Origin of the sequence: Bradyrhizobium sp. WSM1417 (assembly GCF_000515415.1) — a bacterium.
Classification (GTDB): domain Bacteria; phylum Pseudomonadota; class Alphaproteobacteria; order Rhizobiales; family Xanthobacteraceae; genus Bradyrhizobium.
This window is the reverse complement of record NZ_KI911783.1, coordinates 5212069-5229422: the sequence shown is the minus strand read 5'-3', so window position 1 is coordinate 5229422 and position 17354 is coordinate 5212069. Positions and strand designations below refer to the sequence as shown.

The window sequence follows — 17354 nt, the reverse complement described above, 5'->3', positions numbered from 1 at the left end:
CGCTGCGGCAGATCTGACCGGACAATCGGCCAGCGCCATGATGACATCCTGCTCCTGTTTGCCCGACGAGTCAAACGTCGCTGCGGTCGCACCCGCGCAACTTCGGAGTTTTGCAACTCGTTGAATTCCCTCACACTGTCTACTGTGCATGGGGTTGTTTTCGCGCTTTTGTTGTGAGGGGCGCCTATTCCACCGCCTTTTCCCTCAGGCGCTGCGCATAGACGTTGATGACCAGCGCCGCCAGCAGGATCAGGCCGCGGATCAGGATCTTCAGGAAGCTGTCGATGTTGACGTGGTCGAGGCCGTTATTGAGAACGCCGAGAACGAACAGACCGACGATGGTGTTGCCGATACCGCCGCGGCCGCCGAACAGGCTGGTGCCCCCGACCACGACGGCGGCGATGGAGTCGAGCAAATAGGTGTCGAACTCGTTCTGCTGCGCGCTGCCGAAATGGGCGACGCCGAGCATGCCGCCGATACCGGAGCACACCGCCGAAATGACCATCACCGCGCCGAGGATGAGCTTGACGTTGAGGCCGGAATATTCGGCCGCCTCGCGGTTGCCGCCGACCATGTAGACGTAGCGGCCGAAGCGCGTGTAGGTCAGCACCAGATGCCCGCCGAGCAGCATGATCGCGGCGACGATGACGATCCATGGGATGCCGCCGATCGATCCGGAGCCGAGCGTGGTGATCACGCCGGGCACCTTGTAGGCGATCTGGCCGCGCACCAGCAGCGCCGAGATTCCGGCCGCGATCTGCATCATCGCCAAGGTCATGATGAAGGAGGGGATGCCGATCATTGTCAGCCCCAGCGCATTGACGAGGCCGAGAAACGCGCACAGCAAAATGGCCAGCAGGATCGCCGCGGCGCCGGGCAGGGGAATGTTGGGAATGTTGACGTAGGATTCCTGGAGCGTGAAGTAGGCGACCGCGATGCCGGTGACGTTGGCGATGCTGGCAATCGAGAGGTCGATCTCGGCGCAGAGGATCACGAAGGTGAGGCCGACGGCGATGATGCCTGTGACCGACACCTGGGTCAGGATGTTGCCGAGATTGTCCAGGGTCGCGAACGAGGGACTGGCCAGCGCAAAGAAGCCGGAGAGAAAGATCAGCGTCAGGAACGGGGCGATGTTGCGCATCTGCGAGCGCAGGAACGGCGCTAACCCGCGCGCCCGTTGCCCCGCCGCCAAAGCCGTCTCACTGCTCGCCATGGTGCTTCTCCGTCACGCCGCTTCCAGCAGGCGGTCCTTGCTGACCGGCTCGTTCTTGAATTCACGCACCAATGCGCCGCGCTTGAGCACGAGGATGCGATCGGCCAGCGACAGCACCGTTTCCGGCTCGGTCGACAGCACGATGATCGCGAGCCCCCTGGCGCGAAGATCGCGGACGATGTTGATAACGTCATTCTTGGCACCGACATCCATGCCGCGGGTCGGTTCGCACAGCACGAGGAGCTTGGGCGGATAGGTCAGCCATTTCGCCAGCGCGACCTTTTGCTGATTTCCGCCGGAGAGCATGCCGAGATCGAGCCCGACCACCGGCGGCCTGATCTGGAGCTGCTCGACCTGGCGCTTTGCGATGTCGCGCTCCTGCGCCGGCTTGAGCAGCAGCGCCGAGATGCGATCGAGAATGCTGATCGAGATGTTCTTGTAGACCGGCTCCTGGTGGAACAGCATTGCGCGCCGGCTCTCCGGCACCAGCGCCACGCCGGCGCGCCGCGCCGCTGCCGTGCTGGCGAACGTCTTGGGCTTGCCCTCGACCGCAAGCGTGCCGCCGTCCGGTTTCAGCTTGCCGAACAGGATACGTGACAGCTCCTGCTGGCCGCAGCCCATGAAGCCGTAGATGCCGAGCACTTCACCGGCGCGGGCCTCGAAGGAGATGTCCTTCAGGCTGCGGGCCAGCGACAGTTGATCGACCTTCAGGACCACCGAGCTGTCGCTCGGCCGCGGCAGCATCAGATCGTCGCTATAGCTGTGCTCGAGCGCTTCGCCACCGCGACCGATCATGGCCTCGATCAGCGCGCCCTTGCTGGTCGCAGCACTTGCCGTCTCCGCGACCTTCCGGCCGTTGCGGAACACGGTCACCGTGTCGGACACGCGCAAGATGTCCTCGATGAAATGCGAGATGAAGACGATCGCCGTGCCTTCCTCGCGCAGGCGCCGCAGCGTTGCGAACAGTCGCTCGACCTCGGGCGGGGAGAGGGCGGAGGTCGGCTCGTCCAGGATGACGATGCGCGCGCCGGAGAACAGCACGCGCGCGATCTCGATCAGTTGCTGGAGCCCGATCGGGAGGTCGCCGAGCCTGCTCATCGGATCGACGTCGATGCCGAAGCGGGCGAGCTGCTCGCCGGCCTCGCGCGCCATCCGCCGCCATTGCACCAGGCCGAGCCGGTTGGTCGGCTGGTTGCCCAGAAACACGTTCTCCGCGACCGTGAGGTCCGGTGCGACGGACAGCTCCTGGTGCACCATGGCGATGCCGGCGCTGTGGGCGTCGCGGGCCGAGCGGAAATGCGTCTCCTGTCCGTCGATCAGGAAGCGGCCCGAGAATTCGGTGTGCACGCCGGCGATGATCTTCATCAGCGTGCTTTTTCCCGCGCCGTTCTCGCCGACGAGACCATGGATCTCGCCGGGTGAAAGTGCGAAGTCGACACCACGAAGCGCCTCGACGCCGCCGAAGCTCTTCGTGATGCCCTGGAGTTCCAGGATAGGCGAACGATCCTCTCGCATGGAGGCTCAGATCAGGAAGTGATCCTGCATCCATTGCATCCCGGCAGCATTGGCCTTGGTGACGACCGGACCGTCGGTGACGACGTTCTTGGGAATGCCCTGTCCGCTCTTTTCGCCGCCGACCACGGCGGAAACGCCCGCGATGACGGCGCCGCCATGGATGCGGCAGGACGGATTGCGGACGGTCGCGAACATGCGGCCTTCGCTGACCGCCTGGATCGCCGGCGGCATCGCATCGACACCGCCGATCAGGATGTTGGTGCGGCCCCGCGCCTTCATGATGTTGGCGGCGGCGAGCGCCATGTCGTCATTGTGGAAGAACGCGGCGTCGATCTGCGGATACTTGGTCAGGTAAGTTTCCCAGAGGCGCGCGGTCTTCGACACATCCCAGTCTGCCGGCTGGGTGTCGAGCACCTCGATCCCGGGGAATTGCTTCACGACATTGTTGAAGCCCTTGGCGCGGCCCTGCGCGCCGGTGTGGCCGAGCGCTCCTTGCGTCATGATGATCTTGCCCTTGCCGCCCATGGCGTTGCACAGCGCCTGCGTCACGGAGGCGCCCATGAACTCGTTGTCGGGGGCGAGGAAGGAGTGGACATTGATCTGGTCCAGCGGCGCAATCAGCGTGTCCATGTCAATCACGGGCGTGCCGGCGTCGATCATCTTCTGCACCGGCTGGGTGAGGGTGCCGATGCCGAAGGCCTGGATCGCGACGAAGTCCCATTTCTGCGAGGCCATGTTGTCGATCGCCGCGCGTTGCTTCACGGCATCGAGCTGGCCGTCGAACCAGGTGACCTCGACGTTGAACAGCTTGCCCCAGAATTCCGCGGCCTGTTTGCCCTGCGCGCACCAGGTCGCCTGCAGGCCTGCGTTGGAGAATGCCGCCTTCAGCGGCTTCTCGCTGCGTCCGACTTCGGCTGCAAGGGCGGGGTTAATGCCCATGCTGCCGAGGATGGCAGTCGCGGCGCCGGCGGTCGCCGCCGCCTGAAGAAGATCGCGCCTCGTCGTCGAGAAATCTTCCGTCCCGGACATCGCTCGCTCCCATACAATTTCATCTCGGCGCGTCATTGATTGCGCGACCGATGTCCAAAAGTGTCTCACAAGAGTTGATGCCACTCAATCCGCAATCAACGCTGGGATCGCCGCGAGCCCGTGTTGGTGCAGCGCAAAGCATCAGGCCGGGACACCCGCGAACGCGTCGATCTCGATGAGCAGTCGGTCCCAGGCCTGCGCGATGTCCGGCGACCATTCATCGCGGAGGAGATCGCGCAACGTATCCCTGATCACGGCAAAGAAGGCGATGAACAGCTCGCGCGGCGTGCCGTAGCCATCGTGCGATACGACCTCGCATGCGATCAGCCGGAATTGCCCACGGCGATCACCGGCGAAGTCGAGAATCGCCTCGATCGTGAGTGCGAGCATCGATCCCATCACGAGCTCGCTGCCCTGCGTGCGGAACATCGCCCGCGTTTCGGGATGCTGTTCGAACAGCCGCTGATAGACGTGTGGCGTGAGATCGGTGCAGCGCGAGGCTGCAAGTTCAAAGCTCTGTTCGATCGGATTGAGAGAAGCATTCATCGGTGCTCTAGCCCCGCACACAAAAAAAGAGCGGGGCCCTAGCCCCGCTCGAAAATTGTGTCGACCCTATTATCCCCGATTCTAAGATTTGATCTTGATTGGCGGGGCGACGCTGCATTTTGCGCGTCAGGGGCTCCTCCCGAGACTTGGACCACCAGACTTCGACCTCGCGGCCAGCCTGAGCAAGAGGATGCTAGATCAACTTTTCTCACTTGTCATCATTTTCGGCAACGAATGTTCAAAATTCGAGCAATTGACGAAACGATCGGACTTTTGGCTCTGTAACTATATGACAAACATAAGAAATTTGTGGATGGGGCCCGGGTGCGCGACTGCCTCAAATGCCGGAGGTTCCCTCCGCGCGCGGCCGGACCACAGTTTTCCGGGAAATTTGCGCTGGATTAAGGAGGCGGCGGAACCGGGCTCGACTTGGCCATCCGCCGGTGTTTAGTTAGTAGGCGAACGAATGGTTCGGCGGATGCGCGCACGGCTGCAAAAATTCCTCCCCCTGGTCCTGCTCGCCCTGGTGATGCAGGTGCTGGCGCCGATTGCCGCCTGTCTGGCGGCCGGCCAGGCCGTGGCCGATCCGCTGTCTGCCGCCGTCATCTGCCACAGCGCGAACGAGCAGGGCGGCCTGAACGATCCGGCGGGTACGCCGGTCGCACATGCCGGTGCGTGCGCCCTCTGTTGCCTGGCGCAGATGGGTGCGTCGCTCGATTCGCCGCCGCACGCCGCGCTTTCCGTTCCCTTCCGCCACGCCGAGCGCGTGGTGTGGCACGCGGCGGAGGCATCCGCCGGCGCCGTCCATAAGGGCTCGAGTGCCCAGGCGCGCGCCCCGCCTCAATTTTCCTGACGACTCTCGTGATCGCCGCGGTCCGCCGCAGGCGATTGATGCTGTCGAATGGCCGGAGAGAAAGCCCGGCGTCAGGAATGCCCCATGTTACGTTGTCATGCCCGCCGTGGTGTGAGCGTCGTTACCATTCAGGCCGCGCTGCTTGCATCGTCGAGCGGAGCCTTTGCCCAAGGCAGCAGCGCAGTGCTGCCGCCAATCACGGTTGAGGCGCCTCAGCAGAAGCGTGCGCCGGCGGTCCGACCGCCACGCAATTCTGCGCGATCGGCCCGCGTCACGCCAAGCCTGCGAACGACTCCATCACCGCAGCAAACCGCGAGCGACCAGAGTGCAGGGGCTCCGGGTGCCCTGACGGTTCTGGCGGCGCAACAAGCGCTGGCGGAGATTAACCAGACTCCGGGCGGCGTGGCGCTCGTCTCGGCCGAGGCGTACAGGAACTCGACGCCGTCCAACACGATCAAGGATGTTCTGGATTACGTGCCCGGCGTGTACGCCCAGCCCAAATGGGGCGACGACACCCGCCTTTCGATTCGCGGGTCCGGCCTGTCGCGCAATTTTCATCTGCGCGGTGTGCAGCTCTATATGGACGGCATTCCGATCAACACTGCGGATGGCTATGGCGATTTCCAGGAGATCGATCCGAGCGCCTACAAATATGTTGAAGTCTTCAAGGGCGGCAACGCGCTTCAGTTCGGCGCCAATTCGCTGGGAGGCGCGATCAACTTCGTGACCCCGACCGGCCGCGACGCGTTTCCGAACGGTGTGTCGTTCGATGCCGGAGGATTCGGCTACAAACGACTTCAGGCCAACGCAGGAGGCGTCAACGGGCCGTGGGACGGCTTCGTGACCGCTTCCACGCAGGCCGCAGACGGTTTTCGCGATCACAGCTTTGGCTCGAGCAACCGTTTGAGCGGTAATGTGGGCTATCGGTTCTCCCCGGATGTCGAGACACGGTTCTACCTCAACGCCAACGAAGTGCGGCAGCGAATCCCGGGTACCGTGACCAAGACATCCGCTTTGACCGATCCGGAAGCTGCTGCACCCGCGAATGTTGCGATGGATCAGCAGCGCAATATCGATACTGTCAGGTTCGCCAACAAAACCACCGTTCGTTTCGATGACACCAAGGTCGAATTCGGCGCCTTTGGCGTCGATCGGCATTTGATGCATCCGATCTTCCAGTGGCTGGACTACCGTTACAAGGACTACGGCGGATTCGCGAAGATCACGGATGACCGCACCATTGGCGGCTTCCGCAACAGGCTGGTCGCGGGCGTCAATGTGCTAAACGGCAGCATCGACAACCAGCAGTTCGCCAACATTGGCGGACAGAAGGGTGCACTGCTTTCTTCCTCGCTCGATCGGTCGGAGAATATTTCCGCCTACGTTGAAGACAGCTTCTACGTCCTTCCAAATCTTGCGCTCATCGGCGGCACGCAATTTCTGTACGCGACCCGCAACCGGCAAGATCGTTTCCTTAGGGATGGGGATCAATCGGGCGCAACACGCTTTAATCTCTGGTCGCCGAAAGGCGGTCTGCTGTGGCAAATCGATCCGAGCTGGCAGGCCTTCGCCAATGTCTCGCGGAGCGCCGAGGTGCCGAGCTTTGGCGAAAGCGCGATTGGTCTCGGCATTCCGACGATCCCGTTCACCAGCATCCACCCGCAGATTGCGACCACGTACGAAATCGGGACTCGCATGAAGCGATCCGATTATGCCTGGGAACTGACGGCCTACCGGGCCAACATTCGCGACGAATTGCAATGTCTCTATAGTACTTTCGGCAATTGCAATGTGACCAATGCCGACCGCACCGTCCATCAAGGCATCGAGGCCGGTGCGGGTGCAGCAATCTTTCGTGACATCTTCGTCAACGGCCCGGCTCCGGACAAGATCTGGCTGAATGTCGCTTATTCCTTCAACGACTTCCGCTTCGACCAAGATCCGACCTTCGGAAGCAATCGATTGCCGGGAGCCCCAAGTCACTATTTGCGCGCAGAGCTTCTCTACAAGCACCCTACCGGGGTCTATTTTGGACCCAACATCGAATGGGTGCCACAGGCCTACTTCGTCGATAGCATGAACACGCTGACGACAGAGCCTTACGCGCTGTTGGGATTGAAAGCCGGCTTCGACAATGGTGGCCCGATGTCTGCCTACGTCGAGGGGCGCAATCTCACCAACAAGACCTACATAGCCAGCGCGAGCATCATCGATCGAGCGACGGCGACGTCAGCATTGTTTGAGCCGGGTACGGGGAGAGCAGTGTATGCTGGAATGAGGTATCGATGGTGACGTGCAAATGGGCGCTTGGGTCTATGTTCGGCTCCGCGGCAGGCCGGCATTCCGAATGCCTATGCTGACGGTGGCGGAAGGTCGTCTTGGAAGAATGCGGGGCCATTCTCGGCCCGATCAATCGCGAAAGAGGCAATCAACATGAAGACTATCGGACGAACTCTCCTTGCAATTTCACTGTTGCTGACCGCCGGTGCCGTCGCGCAGGCTGAGGACATCAAGGCCGGCGATCTTGTCATCTCGCAGGCGTGGAGCCGGGCGACACCAGGCGGAGCCAAGGTGGCCGGCGGCTATCTGACCATCGAGAACAAGGGCACAGTGGCCGACAAGCTGGTCAGCGTTTCCGCCGATATCGCGGGGAAGGCTGAGGTCCACGAGATGGCGATGGACAATGGCGTGATGAAGATGCGCCTGCTCGACAAGGGGCTCGTGATCGATCCCGGCAAGACGGTGAAGTTCGCCCCCGGCGGCTACCACCTGATGCTTCAGGAGCTGAAGGGCCCCTTCAAGCAGGGCGACAAGGTGCCGGTGACGCTTCAGTTCGAGAAGGCCGGCAAGGTCGCCGTCTCCCTCGACGTCCAGGGCGTCGGCGCCCAGGCGCCCGGCGATAGCGGACACATGATGAAGAAAATGCCTGATCATTCGGGAATGAAGATGTGACGAGCGTGATCTGGACCTTCGGGAGACCCAATATGTCGAAGCGAACCTGGCTGATCTTTCTGGGCGTCTTTGCGGCAACGCCAGCGACCGCGCACGTCCTCCTCGAAGGCAAGGAGGCGGCAGTGGGGGGATCGTACAAAGCCGTTTTCGCCGTCCCGCACGGTTGCGCGGGCTCGCCCACGGTGAAAATCCGGGTGCAGATCCCGGAAGGCGTGATCGCGGTGAAACCGATGCCGAAGGCGGGCTGGAGTGTTGACGTGGTCGAGGGCAAATACGCCGGCGAATACGACTATCACGGCAACAAGCTCTCCTCCGGCGTCAAGGAGGTGACTTGGTCCGGCGGCAAGCTGCCGGACAAGAACTATGACGAGTTCGTCATGCACACGGCCCTGACCGACACGCTCAAGCCGAACACGATCCTGTACTTCCCCGTCGTCCAGGAATGCGAGACCGGCGTCAGTCGCTGGATCGAAATTCCCGCGGAGGGAGCCGGGCATTCGCATGAGAGCAAATCGCCGGCGCCGGGCGTGAAACTCCTGCCAAAACCCTGATGCGCCTGCTCGCCGCGGTCGCGACGCTGCTCCTCTTTGTCGGTTTCGCGACCGGCGCTTCGGCGCACGCGGCGCTGGTCGCGGTCGAGCCGGCGAGCGGCAGCATGCTCGCGAGCGCGCCGAAGATGGTGGAGTTGCGCTTCAACGAGACGGTGACGCCGGGCGCGATCCGGCTGATCGACGGCGCGGGCACGGCGCGGGATGATTTGCGCGTCGACGCATCGGGCGAGACCATATCGGTCGCGATGCCGGCGGACTTGCCGCAGGGCACGGCCGTCGTCAGCTATCGCGTGATCTCGCAGGATGGCCATCCCGTCGCTGGATCGGTGATCTTCTCGATCGGCATGCCGACGGGGATGCAGCCTCCCGCAACCGCCGATGGCGGATTGAACGTGCTGATCTGGCTGGCGCGGGTCGGTCTCTATCTTGGCCTGTTCGTCGGCGTCGGCGGCGTTTTCTTTGCACGCTGGGTTGCGTGGTCGATGACCGACATAACCATTCCGTGCGTGGCGCTCGCCATCGGCGTCCCGAGCGCGGTGGTGTCCCTTGGTGTGTTGGGGCTGGATCTCCTCGGCCTACCGCTATCCGCTCTCGCGACGATGGCTCCCTGGAAAGTCGCATCCGGGACTAGTGCGGGCCCGGCCTTGCTCGTGGCCGTCGCTGCAATGCTGTTCGCATTGCTGGCGCTAGGCAGCGCGTGGTGCGCGCGCGCTCTGGCGATCATTGCCTTCGTCGGCGTCGGTTTGTCGCTGGCCATGACCGGGCACGCTGCTACGGCACCGCCCGAACTGTTGACGCGGCCGGCAATCTTTCTCCATGGCCTCGGTGTCGCCTTTTGGATTGGGGCCCTCGCGCCGCTGGGCGCCCTGTTGTCAAAGCGGCCCGCCGCGACATTGCCCGTCGTGAACCGCTTTGCTCGCATCGCGGCGCCGGCCGTTGGCGTTCTCGCATTGACCGGCCTCGCGCTCGCCTTCGTGCAGCTCGAAAAGCCGTCTGCATTGGTCGAGACACGCTACGGGCTTATCCTCTCGATTAAGCTCGTGCTGGTCCTCGTGCTGCTGGCGCTTGCCGCGCTCAACCGCTTTCGCCTGACACCGACGCTGGCGGGGGATCACAAGGCGGCGGCAGCCCTGAAGCGCTCGATCGTGCTCGAATGCGCCATCGCGCTGGGCATCTTCGCCGTCGTGGCCGGTTGGCGCTTCACGCCGCCGCCACGGACGATCGTTCCGGAGACGCCGCTGGCGATCCACATCCACACCGACAGGGCGATGTTCCAGGTCCTGGTCTCGCCGGGCAAAGCGGGTGTCGACGATTTCGTGCTGCAGCTCATGACTGGCGAAGGGGCGGTGCTCGAGGCCAAGGAGGTAACGCTGACGCTGAGCTTGCCCGAATGCGGCATCGAGCCGATCGAGCGGAACGCCTCGCTCGGGCCGGACCGCTACTGGCACGTGCGCAAGGTCGCGCTGCCGTTTGCGGGCCGCTGGCATGTGCGGATCGACGCGCTCGTGACCGATTTCGAGAAGATCACCCTGGAGGACGAGCTCGAGGTGGCGGCGCCCTGAACCGGCACTTCGGCATCTCGCGTCGAACCTGAAGTCGGCGGAAAAATGACAGGAATTCCGCTGTGTTAGCGGCTTTTCCTCATTCCCGGTCTTGTGTTTTGGCTCCCAATCCGGTTTCACTGCAAGCCATCACTGATTCCTCGAGTATTGCCATGCGGTTGTCGCGGTTCTTTCTGCCCATCCTGAAGGAAAATCCGAAAGAGGCGGAGATCGTCTCGCATCGGCTGATGCTGCGCGCCGGCATGATCCGGCAGGAAGCCGCCGGCATCTATGCCTGGCTGCCGCTCGGCTTCCGCGTCTTGAAGAAGATCGAGCAGATCGTGCGCGAGGAGCAGGACCGCTCCGGCGCGCTGGAACTGTTGATGCCGACGCTCCAGCTCGCCGATCTCTGGCGCGAGAGCGGCCGCTACGATGCCTATGGCCCCGAGATGCTGCGCATCGCCGACCGGCACAAGCGTGAGCTGCTGTACGGGCCGACCAACGAGGAAATGATCACCGAGATCTTCCGCGCCTATGTGAAGTCCTACAAGAGCCTGCCGCTGAATCTCTATCATATTCAATGGAAATTCCGCGACGAGCAGCGCCCGCGCTTCGGCGTGATGCGCGGCCGCGAGTTCCTGATGAAGGACGCCTATTCGTTCGATCTCAACGAGGCCGCGGCGCGCGTCGCCTACAACAAGATGTTCGTCGCCTATTTGCGCACCTTCGCGCGGATGGGGCTGAAGGCGATCCCGATGCGCGCCGAGACCGGCCCGATCGGCGGCGATCTCAGCCACGAGTTCATCGTGCTCGCCGAGACCGGCGAATCCGGCGTTTTCATCAATCGCGACGTGCTGGATCTGCCGGTGCCGGGCGAGGACGTCGATTATGAGAGCGATTTGACGCCGATCATCAAGCAATGGACCTCGGTCTATGCGGCGACGGAAGACGTTCACGACGCCGCGCGCTTCGAGCAGGAAGTGCCCGCGGACAAGCGGGTGAACACCCGCGGTATCGAGGTCGGGCAGATTTTCTATTTCGGCACGAAATATTCCGACGCGATGAAGGCGCTGGTTGCCGGTCCGGACGGTGTCGACGTGCCGATCCATGGCGGCTCCTACGGCGTCGGCGTCTCGCGCCTGCTCGGTGCCATCATCGAGGCCTGCCATGACGATGCCGGCATCAAATGGCCGGAGGCGGTTGCCCCGTTCCGCGTGTCGATTCTCAACCTCAAGCAGGGCGATGCCGCGGTCGATGCGGCCTGCGAGAAGCTCTATGCGGAGCTGTCCGTCAAGGGCGTCGACGTGCTCTACGACGACACCGACCAGCGGGCCGGAGCCAAATTCGCCGCCGCCGACCTGATCGGGATTCCCTGGCAGATCATGATCGGGCCGAAAGGGCTCGCCGACGGCAAGGTCGAGCTCAAGCGGCGAAGTGACGGCGCCCGCGAGACCATGTCGCCTGCGGACGCGGTCGCAAGACTTGTGGGCTGACAAGACTTGTGGGCTGATAAGGCTGGTCGGCTGAATATTGTTCATCGCACGAGATCGCGGCCGCCAATCCGGCCACATTTGCCCCCGAATCATGGGACTATCGAGCGATGGATGAGACCATGACCGAAACCGTTCAAACCGCGCCTTTTGCGCCATTCGAGTGGATGCTGTCGGCGCGCTACTTACGGGCGCGCCGCAAGGAGGGATTCATCTCGGTCATCGCCGGGTTCTCCTTCCTCGGCATCATGCTGGGCGTGGCGACGCTGATCATCGTCATGGCCGTCATGAACGGCTTCCGCAAGGAGCTGCTCGACAAGATCCTGGGGCTCAATGGCCACATCCTGGTCCAGCCGCTGGAATCGCCGCTCACCGACTGGAAGGATGTCGCCGACCGCCTCAGCCAGGTCCAGGGCATCCGGCTCGCAGCGCCCGTGGTGGATGGCCAAGCGCTGGCGTCATCGCCCTGGAACGCCTCCGGCGTCCTGGTGCGCGGCATCCGCTCCGACGACCTCAACAACCTCACCTCGATCGCCAAGAACATCAAGCAGGGCTCGCTCGAGGGCTTTGACGACGGGCAGGGGGTCGCGATCGGCCGGCGCCTCGCTGACCAGCTGTCGCTGCACGCCGGCGACAGCATCACGCTGGTGGCGCCGAAGGGCGCGGTCACCCCGATGGGCACGACACCGCGCATCAAGCCGTACAAGATCGCCGCGGTGTTCGAGATCGGCATGTCGGAGTATGATCTCGGCTTCGTGTTCATGCCGCTCGCGGAGGCGCAGGCCTATTTCAACCGCAGCAACGACGTCACCTCGATCGAGGTCTTCACCACCAATCCGGATCAGATCGTCGCGTTCCGTCAAGCCGTGACGGAGGCGGCGGGGCGGCCGGTGTTCCTGGTCGATTGGCGCCAGCGCAACTCGACCTTCTTCAACGCGCTGCAGGTCGAGCGCAACGTGATGTTCCTGATCCTCACCATGATTGTGCTGGTCGCCGCGCTCAACATCGTGTCCGGCCTGATCATGCTGGTGAAGGACAAGGGCAGCGACATCGCGATCCTGCGCACGATGGGGGCCTCGCAAGGCTCGATCATGCGCATCTTCCTGATCACGGGCGCCTCCATCGGCGTGGTCGGTACGATGGTCGGCTTCATCGTCGGGCTGGTGATCTGCCTCAACATCGAGTCGATCCGGCAATTCCTGTCCTGGCTGACCAGCACCGAACTGTTTTCGCCAGAACTCTACTTCCTGTCGAAGCTGCCCGCCGAGATCGACATCGGCGAGACCTCGGCCGTCGTCATCATGGCGCTGACGCTGTCGTTCCTGGCGACGCTGTATCCGTCCTGGCGCGCCGCGCGCCTCGATCCCGTCGAAGCGCTGCGGTACGAGTGAGGGGCTGATGGAGCAGCAGGGGGCGGAAGATGTACCGGTCATTTATCTCCACGAGATAAAGCGACAGTACTTGCAGGGCGAGGTGCCGCTGACGATCCTCGACGGCGCCAAGCTCGCGCTGTGGGCGGGCCAGTCCGTCGCGCTGGTGGCGCCGTCCGGCTCGGGCAAGTCGACGCTGCTGCACATCGCGGGGCTGTTGGAAGCGCCAGATTCCGGCGAGGTCTACGTCAACGGCGCGCCGACCTCGCAACTGCCCGACATCGAGCGCACCCAGCTTCGCCGCACCGATATCGGCTTCGTCTACCAGTCGCACCGGCTGCTGCCGGAGTTCTCGGCGCTGGAGAACGTCATGCTGCCGCAGATGATCCGCGGCCTCAAGAAATCCGAGAGCGTCAAGCGCGCCAAGGAGATCCTTGGCTATCTCGGCCTCGGCGAGCGCATCACGCACCGCCCGTCCGAGCTGTCGGGCGGCGAGCAGCAGCGCGTTGCAATCGCGCGCGCGGTGGCCAATGCTCCGCGGGTGCTGTTTGCGGACGAGCCGACCGGCAATCTCGATCCGCACACCGCCGACCACGTCTTCCAGGCCCTGATGCAGCTCGTCAAGGCGACCAAGGTCTCCATGCTGATCGCGACCCACAACATGGAGCTCGCCGGCCGCATGGACCGCCGCGTATCGCTGTCGAACGGTCAAGTGGTCGAGCTCGAGTAAAAACTCTCGAAAACAACCCCATGCACAGTAGCCAAGTGCTTGGCCGGACTAACGAAAAAAATGGCGCTCCCGGAGCGTTCAAGGCCGGATCACCGTCAACTTGAACGGTCCGCCATTGGCGGCCGCATGTTCCACGGCCTCGTTGGCATGGTCGAGATCGAAGGCGGTGGCCGCGTACTCCTCCAGCCGCAGCAGTCCCGCGCGCACCAGCGCGATCAGGCGGCCTGCCGCATCCGGCGGGTACATCCAGACGCCGTGGATGCTGATGCAGTTGCGCATGATCCAGGGGTAGGGCAGCTCGAGGCCGGCGCCGCCGGCCATGCCGACGCCACCCATCAGCACGACGCGGCCGTAAGCGCGCACCGTCATGATCGCCGCGCGCACCACATTCGTGCTCACCGAGGGCGGCATGATGTCGAGCACGCAGTCGATGGGCCCTCGCGCCGCGCGCTTCATGCTCTCGCGGTCGTCGTCCTCGTTGCCGGAGAGCCTGACCGGCCTGACGCGATCGCCGAAGCGGACGACGAGGTCGGCCAGGATCTCGTCGTTGCGGCCGGGCGCGACCACGCAGGCCGCACCCATCGCGAGCGCGACCGAGACGGCCGCGCTGCCGAAATTGCCGGTGGCGCCGCTCACCAGCACGGTCTCGCCGGGCTGAAGATTGGCGGCGAGGAAACCGCCATAGGGCACCAGCAGCGTCCCCAGCGCGCACCATCGCGTGGCTTCGTCGGACGTGATTTGGCCTAGGGGCTTTACGTTCTCAGTCGGCACTCGCATCTGCTCGGCAAACGAGCCGTGGCGAAAATGCTGTTGCAGGCGCATGGCGCCGGCACCGGGCGCGGTGAGTCCTTGCAGGGCAATGTCGGGCGCCGCGGCGTCGTCGCGTGAGCGCACCGTCGGGTCGCAGAACACCCACTCGCCAACGCTGAGCTTCGTCGCGTCCGGGCCGATGGCGCGCACCCTGCCGATGGCGCCAGGCCCGGGGATGATCGGCAGCTCAAGCGCATAGTTGCGCGCTCCGCTGAAGACCTCGTTCATGTAGGACAGCACCCGCGTTGCGATGACGTCCACGATGACCTCCCCGGTGCCGAGCACCGGTTCGGGTGCATTCTCGATGACGAGCGGAGATCCCAGGGATTTGAGTACGGCGGCTTTCATGGCGGTCACCTCATGTTCGGGTGATGCCCATATGCACCGCCTTCCCAGCGCCAGGAAGGCCTGGTATTATCCTAGTATTCCCCAGGCCCTCCATCGAGGCACGTCACCATGGCCGACCCACGCCGCGTCGAATTCGGCGACTTTCTCAGGTCCCGCCGCGAAAAGCTGTCGCCGAAGACGGTCGGGCTTCCCGCCGGCCGGCGGCGGCGCACCGCGGGCCTGCGCCGCGAGGAGGTCGCGCAACTCGCCGGCATCGGCGTCGACTGGTACATCCGCCTCGAGCAGGGCCGCACCGTCAGCCCCTCGGTCACCACCATCGACGCGCTGGCGCGTGCGCTACGGCTCAGCAAGACCGAGCACGCCCATCTCAAGGCACTGGCCCGCGACGGCGACAGGCGCGCGTTCACGCGCGAGATCGTGCCGCCGCCAATTCGGCGGATGATCGAAAGCCTGAAGCAGCCGGCCTACATCACGGGGCGGCGCTGGGACGTGCTGGCCTGGAACGCGGCGGCCGAGGAGATCTTCGGGTTCGGACAATTGCCCGAACAGGACCGCAACACGCTGCTGCTGGTGCTGACGAACAAGCAGACGCGAAAGTTCTACGGTGCCGGCTGGGCGGATGTCGCGAAGAGCATGGTTGCGATGTTTCGCGCCACTCACGACGTCTGGGCCGGCGATCCCGCCTTTACGGAATTGCTGACGCGGCTGCGCCAGGGCAGTCCGGAATTCGTCAAATGGTGGGAAGCGCACGAGATCCGCAGCACCGCCGCGGGCCTCAAGATCATGAACCATCCGACCAAGGGCGTGCTCCGGTTCGAGCACACCAGCTTTCAGGCCAATGACGATCCGGCGCTCAAGCTCGTGATCTACACGCCGGTGTAGATTGCGCAAGCATACGGCCTGCTCGTCACGTATGACGGTCGATGATCTGAAGCAGCCGATCGCAGGATGCCTCGATCCTCTTGTGGGGAGATGTGGCGACGCCCAGCAACAGGCCGGATCGCGCCGAAGCCGCGGACGCATGCCATAGCGACAGGGGCGTGGGCGCCAATCCGAAGGATGCCGCTTCCCGCGCGATCGCGACGTCGGAGGTTCCGTCCGGCAGTCGCAGGACCGCGGCCAATCCGGCGATCGCAACGTCCTTCGCAACGTCCTTGGCGCGTGCCTTCAAATATTTCAGCAGCGCATCGCCTTGCGCGGCATAGGCCCGCTTCGTGCGTCGAAGATGCCGTAGATAGTGGCCGTCGCGGATGAATTCGGCGGTTGCGATCTGTACGGACGGCCCGGGCGCCGGAGCGAGGCATGCCGCAACCTCGGCAAAACGGGAAGCCAGCGAGGCGGGTGCAACGACGAAGCCCAGCCGCAAGGCGGGAGTCAGGGTCTTGCTGAAAGACCCGATGTGAATAACGCGCCCGAAACGATCGATAGAGGCGAGCGCCGGTGTGGCCCGCCCCCTCAGCTGAAGCTCGCTCAGATAGTCGTCCTCGATCACCCACACCCGTTCCTGGGCTGCCCAGTCGAGAAGTCGCGAACGTCGTGCCAGCGACAAGGTGGAGCCAAGCGGTGCCTGCTGTCCCGGGGTCACGGCGACCAATGCAGCGTCAGGAGCGTGTTTCAGGCCGTAACCAACGTCAATGCCGTCCGCGTCGACCGGGATCGGCGTGACCGACAACCTTGCAAGCTCAAGGCCGTGCCTCGTGAAGGGGAAGCCCGGGTCCTCCATCCAGACCTTCTTCTGCTCGAGGCCGAGAACCCGGAGTGCCAGTCCGAGCCCGCCGCTGAAGCCGCCGGTGATGATGATCTGCGACGGTGCACATTCGATCCCCCGCGCCAGCGCGAGATACGCAGCGATGTCGCGCCTCAATTCCAGCTCGCCGCGGGGATCCCGGTAGATGGCCGGTGCGCTCGTCTCCGCGCGCACCGCCCGTGTGCGCATCCTCGAGAACAGCTTGGCAGGAAAGGTCTCGTGAGCGGGCACACCCATCTGGAAAACGGCCGGTCCCGCAGTGAGCTCCTGGTACATCTCCATGAACGAGCCGGGGTGGGGAGCTGCTTCCCGCCGAGGGATAAAGGTGGGGCGATCCGCGACATGCGTTCCGGTCGCGCGCGACGCGACGATCAGTTGCGCGGAGGAAAGCTTTTCGTAAGCCGAACGCACGGTGCCGCGCGCCACACCCAGCTGTGCCGCCAAATCCTGCCAGGACGGCAGACGAGCTCCCGGCGCGAGCACGCCGCTCTCGATGGCAGCTCCGATGCCTCTGCGGATTTGTTCCGCCAATGGCGTCTTCGCAGATCGATCGAGCTTCAGCCGCAGCGGTTTGACCATGCCTCGGTGGTACACGATTTTTGTCCATTCCTGGTGCTTTTTTGTAGACCAGCGCGGGGGCATTTATCGGACAAGGAAAG

General features: G+C 63.8%; 15 protein-coding genes. 9 read left to right on the top strand and 6 right to left on the bottom strand.

The window, feature by feature from the left end; translation table 11 throughout:
* Nucleotides 1-184 precede the first annotated feature (184 nt).
* From BRA1417_RS0125410 to BRA1417_RS0125395, 4 genes are all read right to left on the bottom strand, one after another.
* Nucleotides 185-1213: an ABC transporter permease gene (locus BRA1417_RS0125410; RefSeq protein WP_027518221.1), complete on the bottom strand. Its 1029-nt coding sequence runs from the start codon at nucleotides 1211-1213 to the stop codon at nucleotides 185-187.
* Nucleotides 1214-1225: 12 nt separating this feature from the next.
* A complete protein-coding gene (locus tag BRA1417_RS0125405; RefSeq protein ID WP_027518220.1) occupies nucleotides 1226-2728 on the bottom strand; it encodes a sugar ABC transporter ATP-binding protein in 1503 nt (500 codons plus the stop codon).
* Between the two features lie 6 nt (nucleotides 2729-2734).
* Complete coding sequence (locus BRA1417_RS0125400) at nucleotides 2735-3757, bottom strand: sugar ABC transporter substrate-binding protein (protein ID WP_027518219.1); 1023 nt, start codon at nucleotides 3755-3757, stop codon at nucleotides 2735-2737.
* 141 nt (nucleotides 3758-3898) lie between these two features.
* Nucleotides 3899-4303: a globin gene (locus BRA1417_RS0125395; protein ID WP_027518218.1), complete on the bottom strand. Its 405-nt coding sequence runs from the start codon at nucleotides 4301-4303 to the stop codon at nucleotides 3899-3901.
* Nucleotides 4304-4781: 478 nt separating this feature from the next.
* Between BRA1417_RS0125395 and BRA1417_RS0125390 the strand changes: the two genes are divergently transcribed.
* From BRA1417_RS0125390 to BRA1417_RS0125355, 8 genes are all read left to right on the top strand, one after another.
* A complete protein-coding gene (locus BRA1417_RS0125390) occupies nucleotides 4782-5156 on the top strand; it encodes a DUF2946 family protein (RefSeq protein WP_027518217.1) in 375 nt (124 codons plus the stop codon).
* An 84-nt stretch (nucleotides 5157-5240) separates the two neighbouring features.
* A complete protein-coding gene (locus BRA1417_RS0125385; RefSeq protein WP_035968792.1) occupies nucleotides 5241-7448 on the top strand; it encodes a TonB-dependent receptor domain-containing protein in 2208 nt (735 codons plus the stop codon).
* 141 nt (nucleotides 7449-7589) lie between these two features.
* The gene (locus tag BRA1417_RS0125380) at nucleotides 7590-8108 is read left to right on the top strand and encodes a copper chaperone PCu(A)C (RefSeq protein ID WP_027518215.1); all 519 of its coding nucleotides are present in this window, start codon (nucleotides 7590-7592) and stop codon (nucleotides 8106-8108) included.
* 32 nt (nucleotides 8109-8140) lie between these two features.
* Nucleotides 8141-8659, top strand: a complete 519-nt coding sequence (locus BRA1417_RS40835) for a YcnI family protein (protein WP_035968790.1) — start codon at nucleotides 8141-8143, stop codon at nucleotides 8657-8659.
* Complete coding sequence (locus BRA1417_RS0125370; protein WP_027518214.1) at nucleotides 8659-10221, top strand: copper resistance CopC/CopD family protein; 1563 nt, start codon at nucleotides 8659-8661, stop codon at nucleotides 10219-10221. The genes BRA1417_RS40835 and BRA1417_RS0125370 overlap by 1 nt, the downstream gene beginning before the upstream one ends.
* 152 nt (nucleotides 10222-10373) lie before the next feature.
* A complete protein-coding gene (gene proS, locus BRA1417_RS0125365; protein WP_027518213.1) occupies nucleotides 10374-11693 on the top strand; it encodes a proline--tRNA ligase in 1320 nt (439 codons plus the stop codon).
* Nucleotides 11694-11800: 107 nt separating this feature from the next.
* Nucleotides 11801-13081, top strand: a complete 1281-nt coding sequence (locus BRA1417_RS0125360; protein WP_007603606.1) for a lipoprotein-releasing ABC transporter permease subunit — start codon at nucleotides 11801-11803, stop codon at nucleotides 13079-13081.
* 7 nt (nucleotides 13082-13088) lie between these two features.
* Nucleotides 13089-13790: an ABC transporter ATP-binding protein gene (locus BRA1417_RS0125355; RefSeq protein WP_018455056.1), complete on the top strand. Its 702-nt coding sequence runs from the start codon at nucleotides 13089-13091 to the stop codon at nucleotides 13788-13790.
* Nucleotides 13791-13868: 78 nt separating this feature from the next.
* Here BRA1417_RS0125355 and BRA1417_RS0125350 read toward each other — a convergent pair whose 3' ends face one another.
* The gene (locus BRA1417_RS0125350; RefSeq protein ID WP_027518212.1) at nucleotides 13869-14948 is read right to left on the bottom strand and encodes a zinc-binding alcohol dehydrogenase family protein; all 1080 of its coding nucleotides are present in this window, start codon (nucleotides 14946-14948) and stop codon (nucleotides 13869-13871) included.
* Nucleotides 14949-15056: 108 nt separating this feature from the next.
* Between BRA1417_RS0125350 and BRA1417_RS0125345 the strand changes: the two genes are divergently transcribed.
* Nucleotides 15057-15830 (top strand): helix-turn-helix transcriptional regulator, encoded by a 774-nt coding sequence (locus BRA1417_RS0125345; protein ID WP_027518211.1) that lies wholly within the window; start codon nucleotides 15057-15059, stop codon nucleotides 15828-15830.
* 25 nt (nucleotides 15831-15855) lie between these two features.
* On the opposite strand, the gene BRA1417_RS0125340 is transcribed toward BRA1417_RS0125345, so the two are convergent.
* Complete coding sequence (locus BRA1417_RS0125340; protein WP_027518210.1) at nucleotides 15856-17274, bottom strand: PLP-dependent aminotransferase family protein; 1419 nt, start codon at nucleotides 17272-17274, stop codon at nucleotides 15856-15858.
* Nucleotides 17275-17354: the final 80 nt, after the last annotated feature.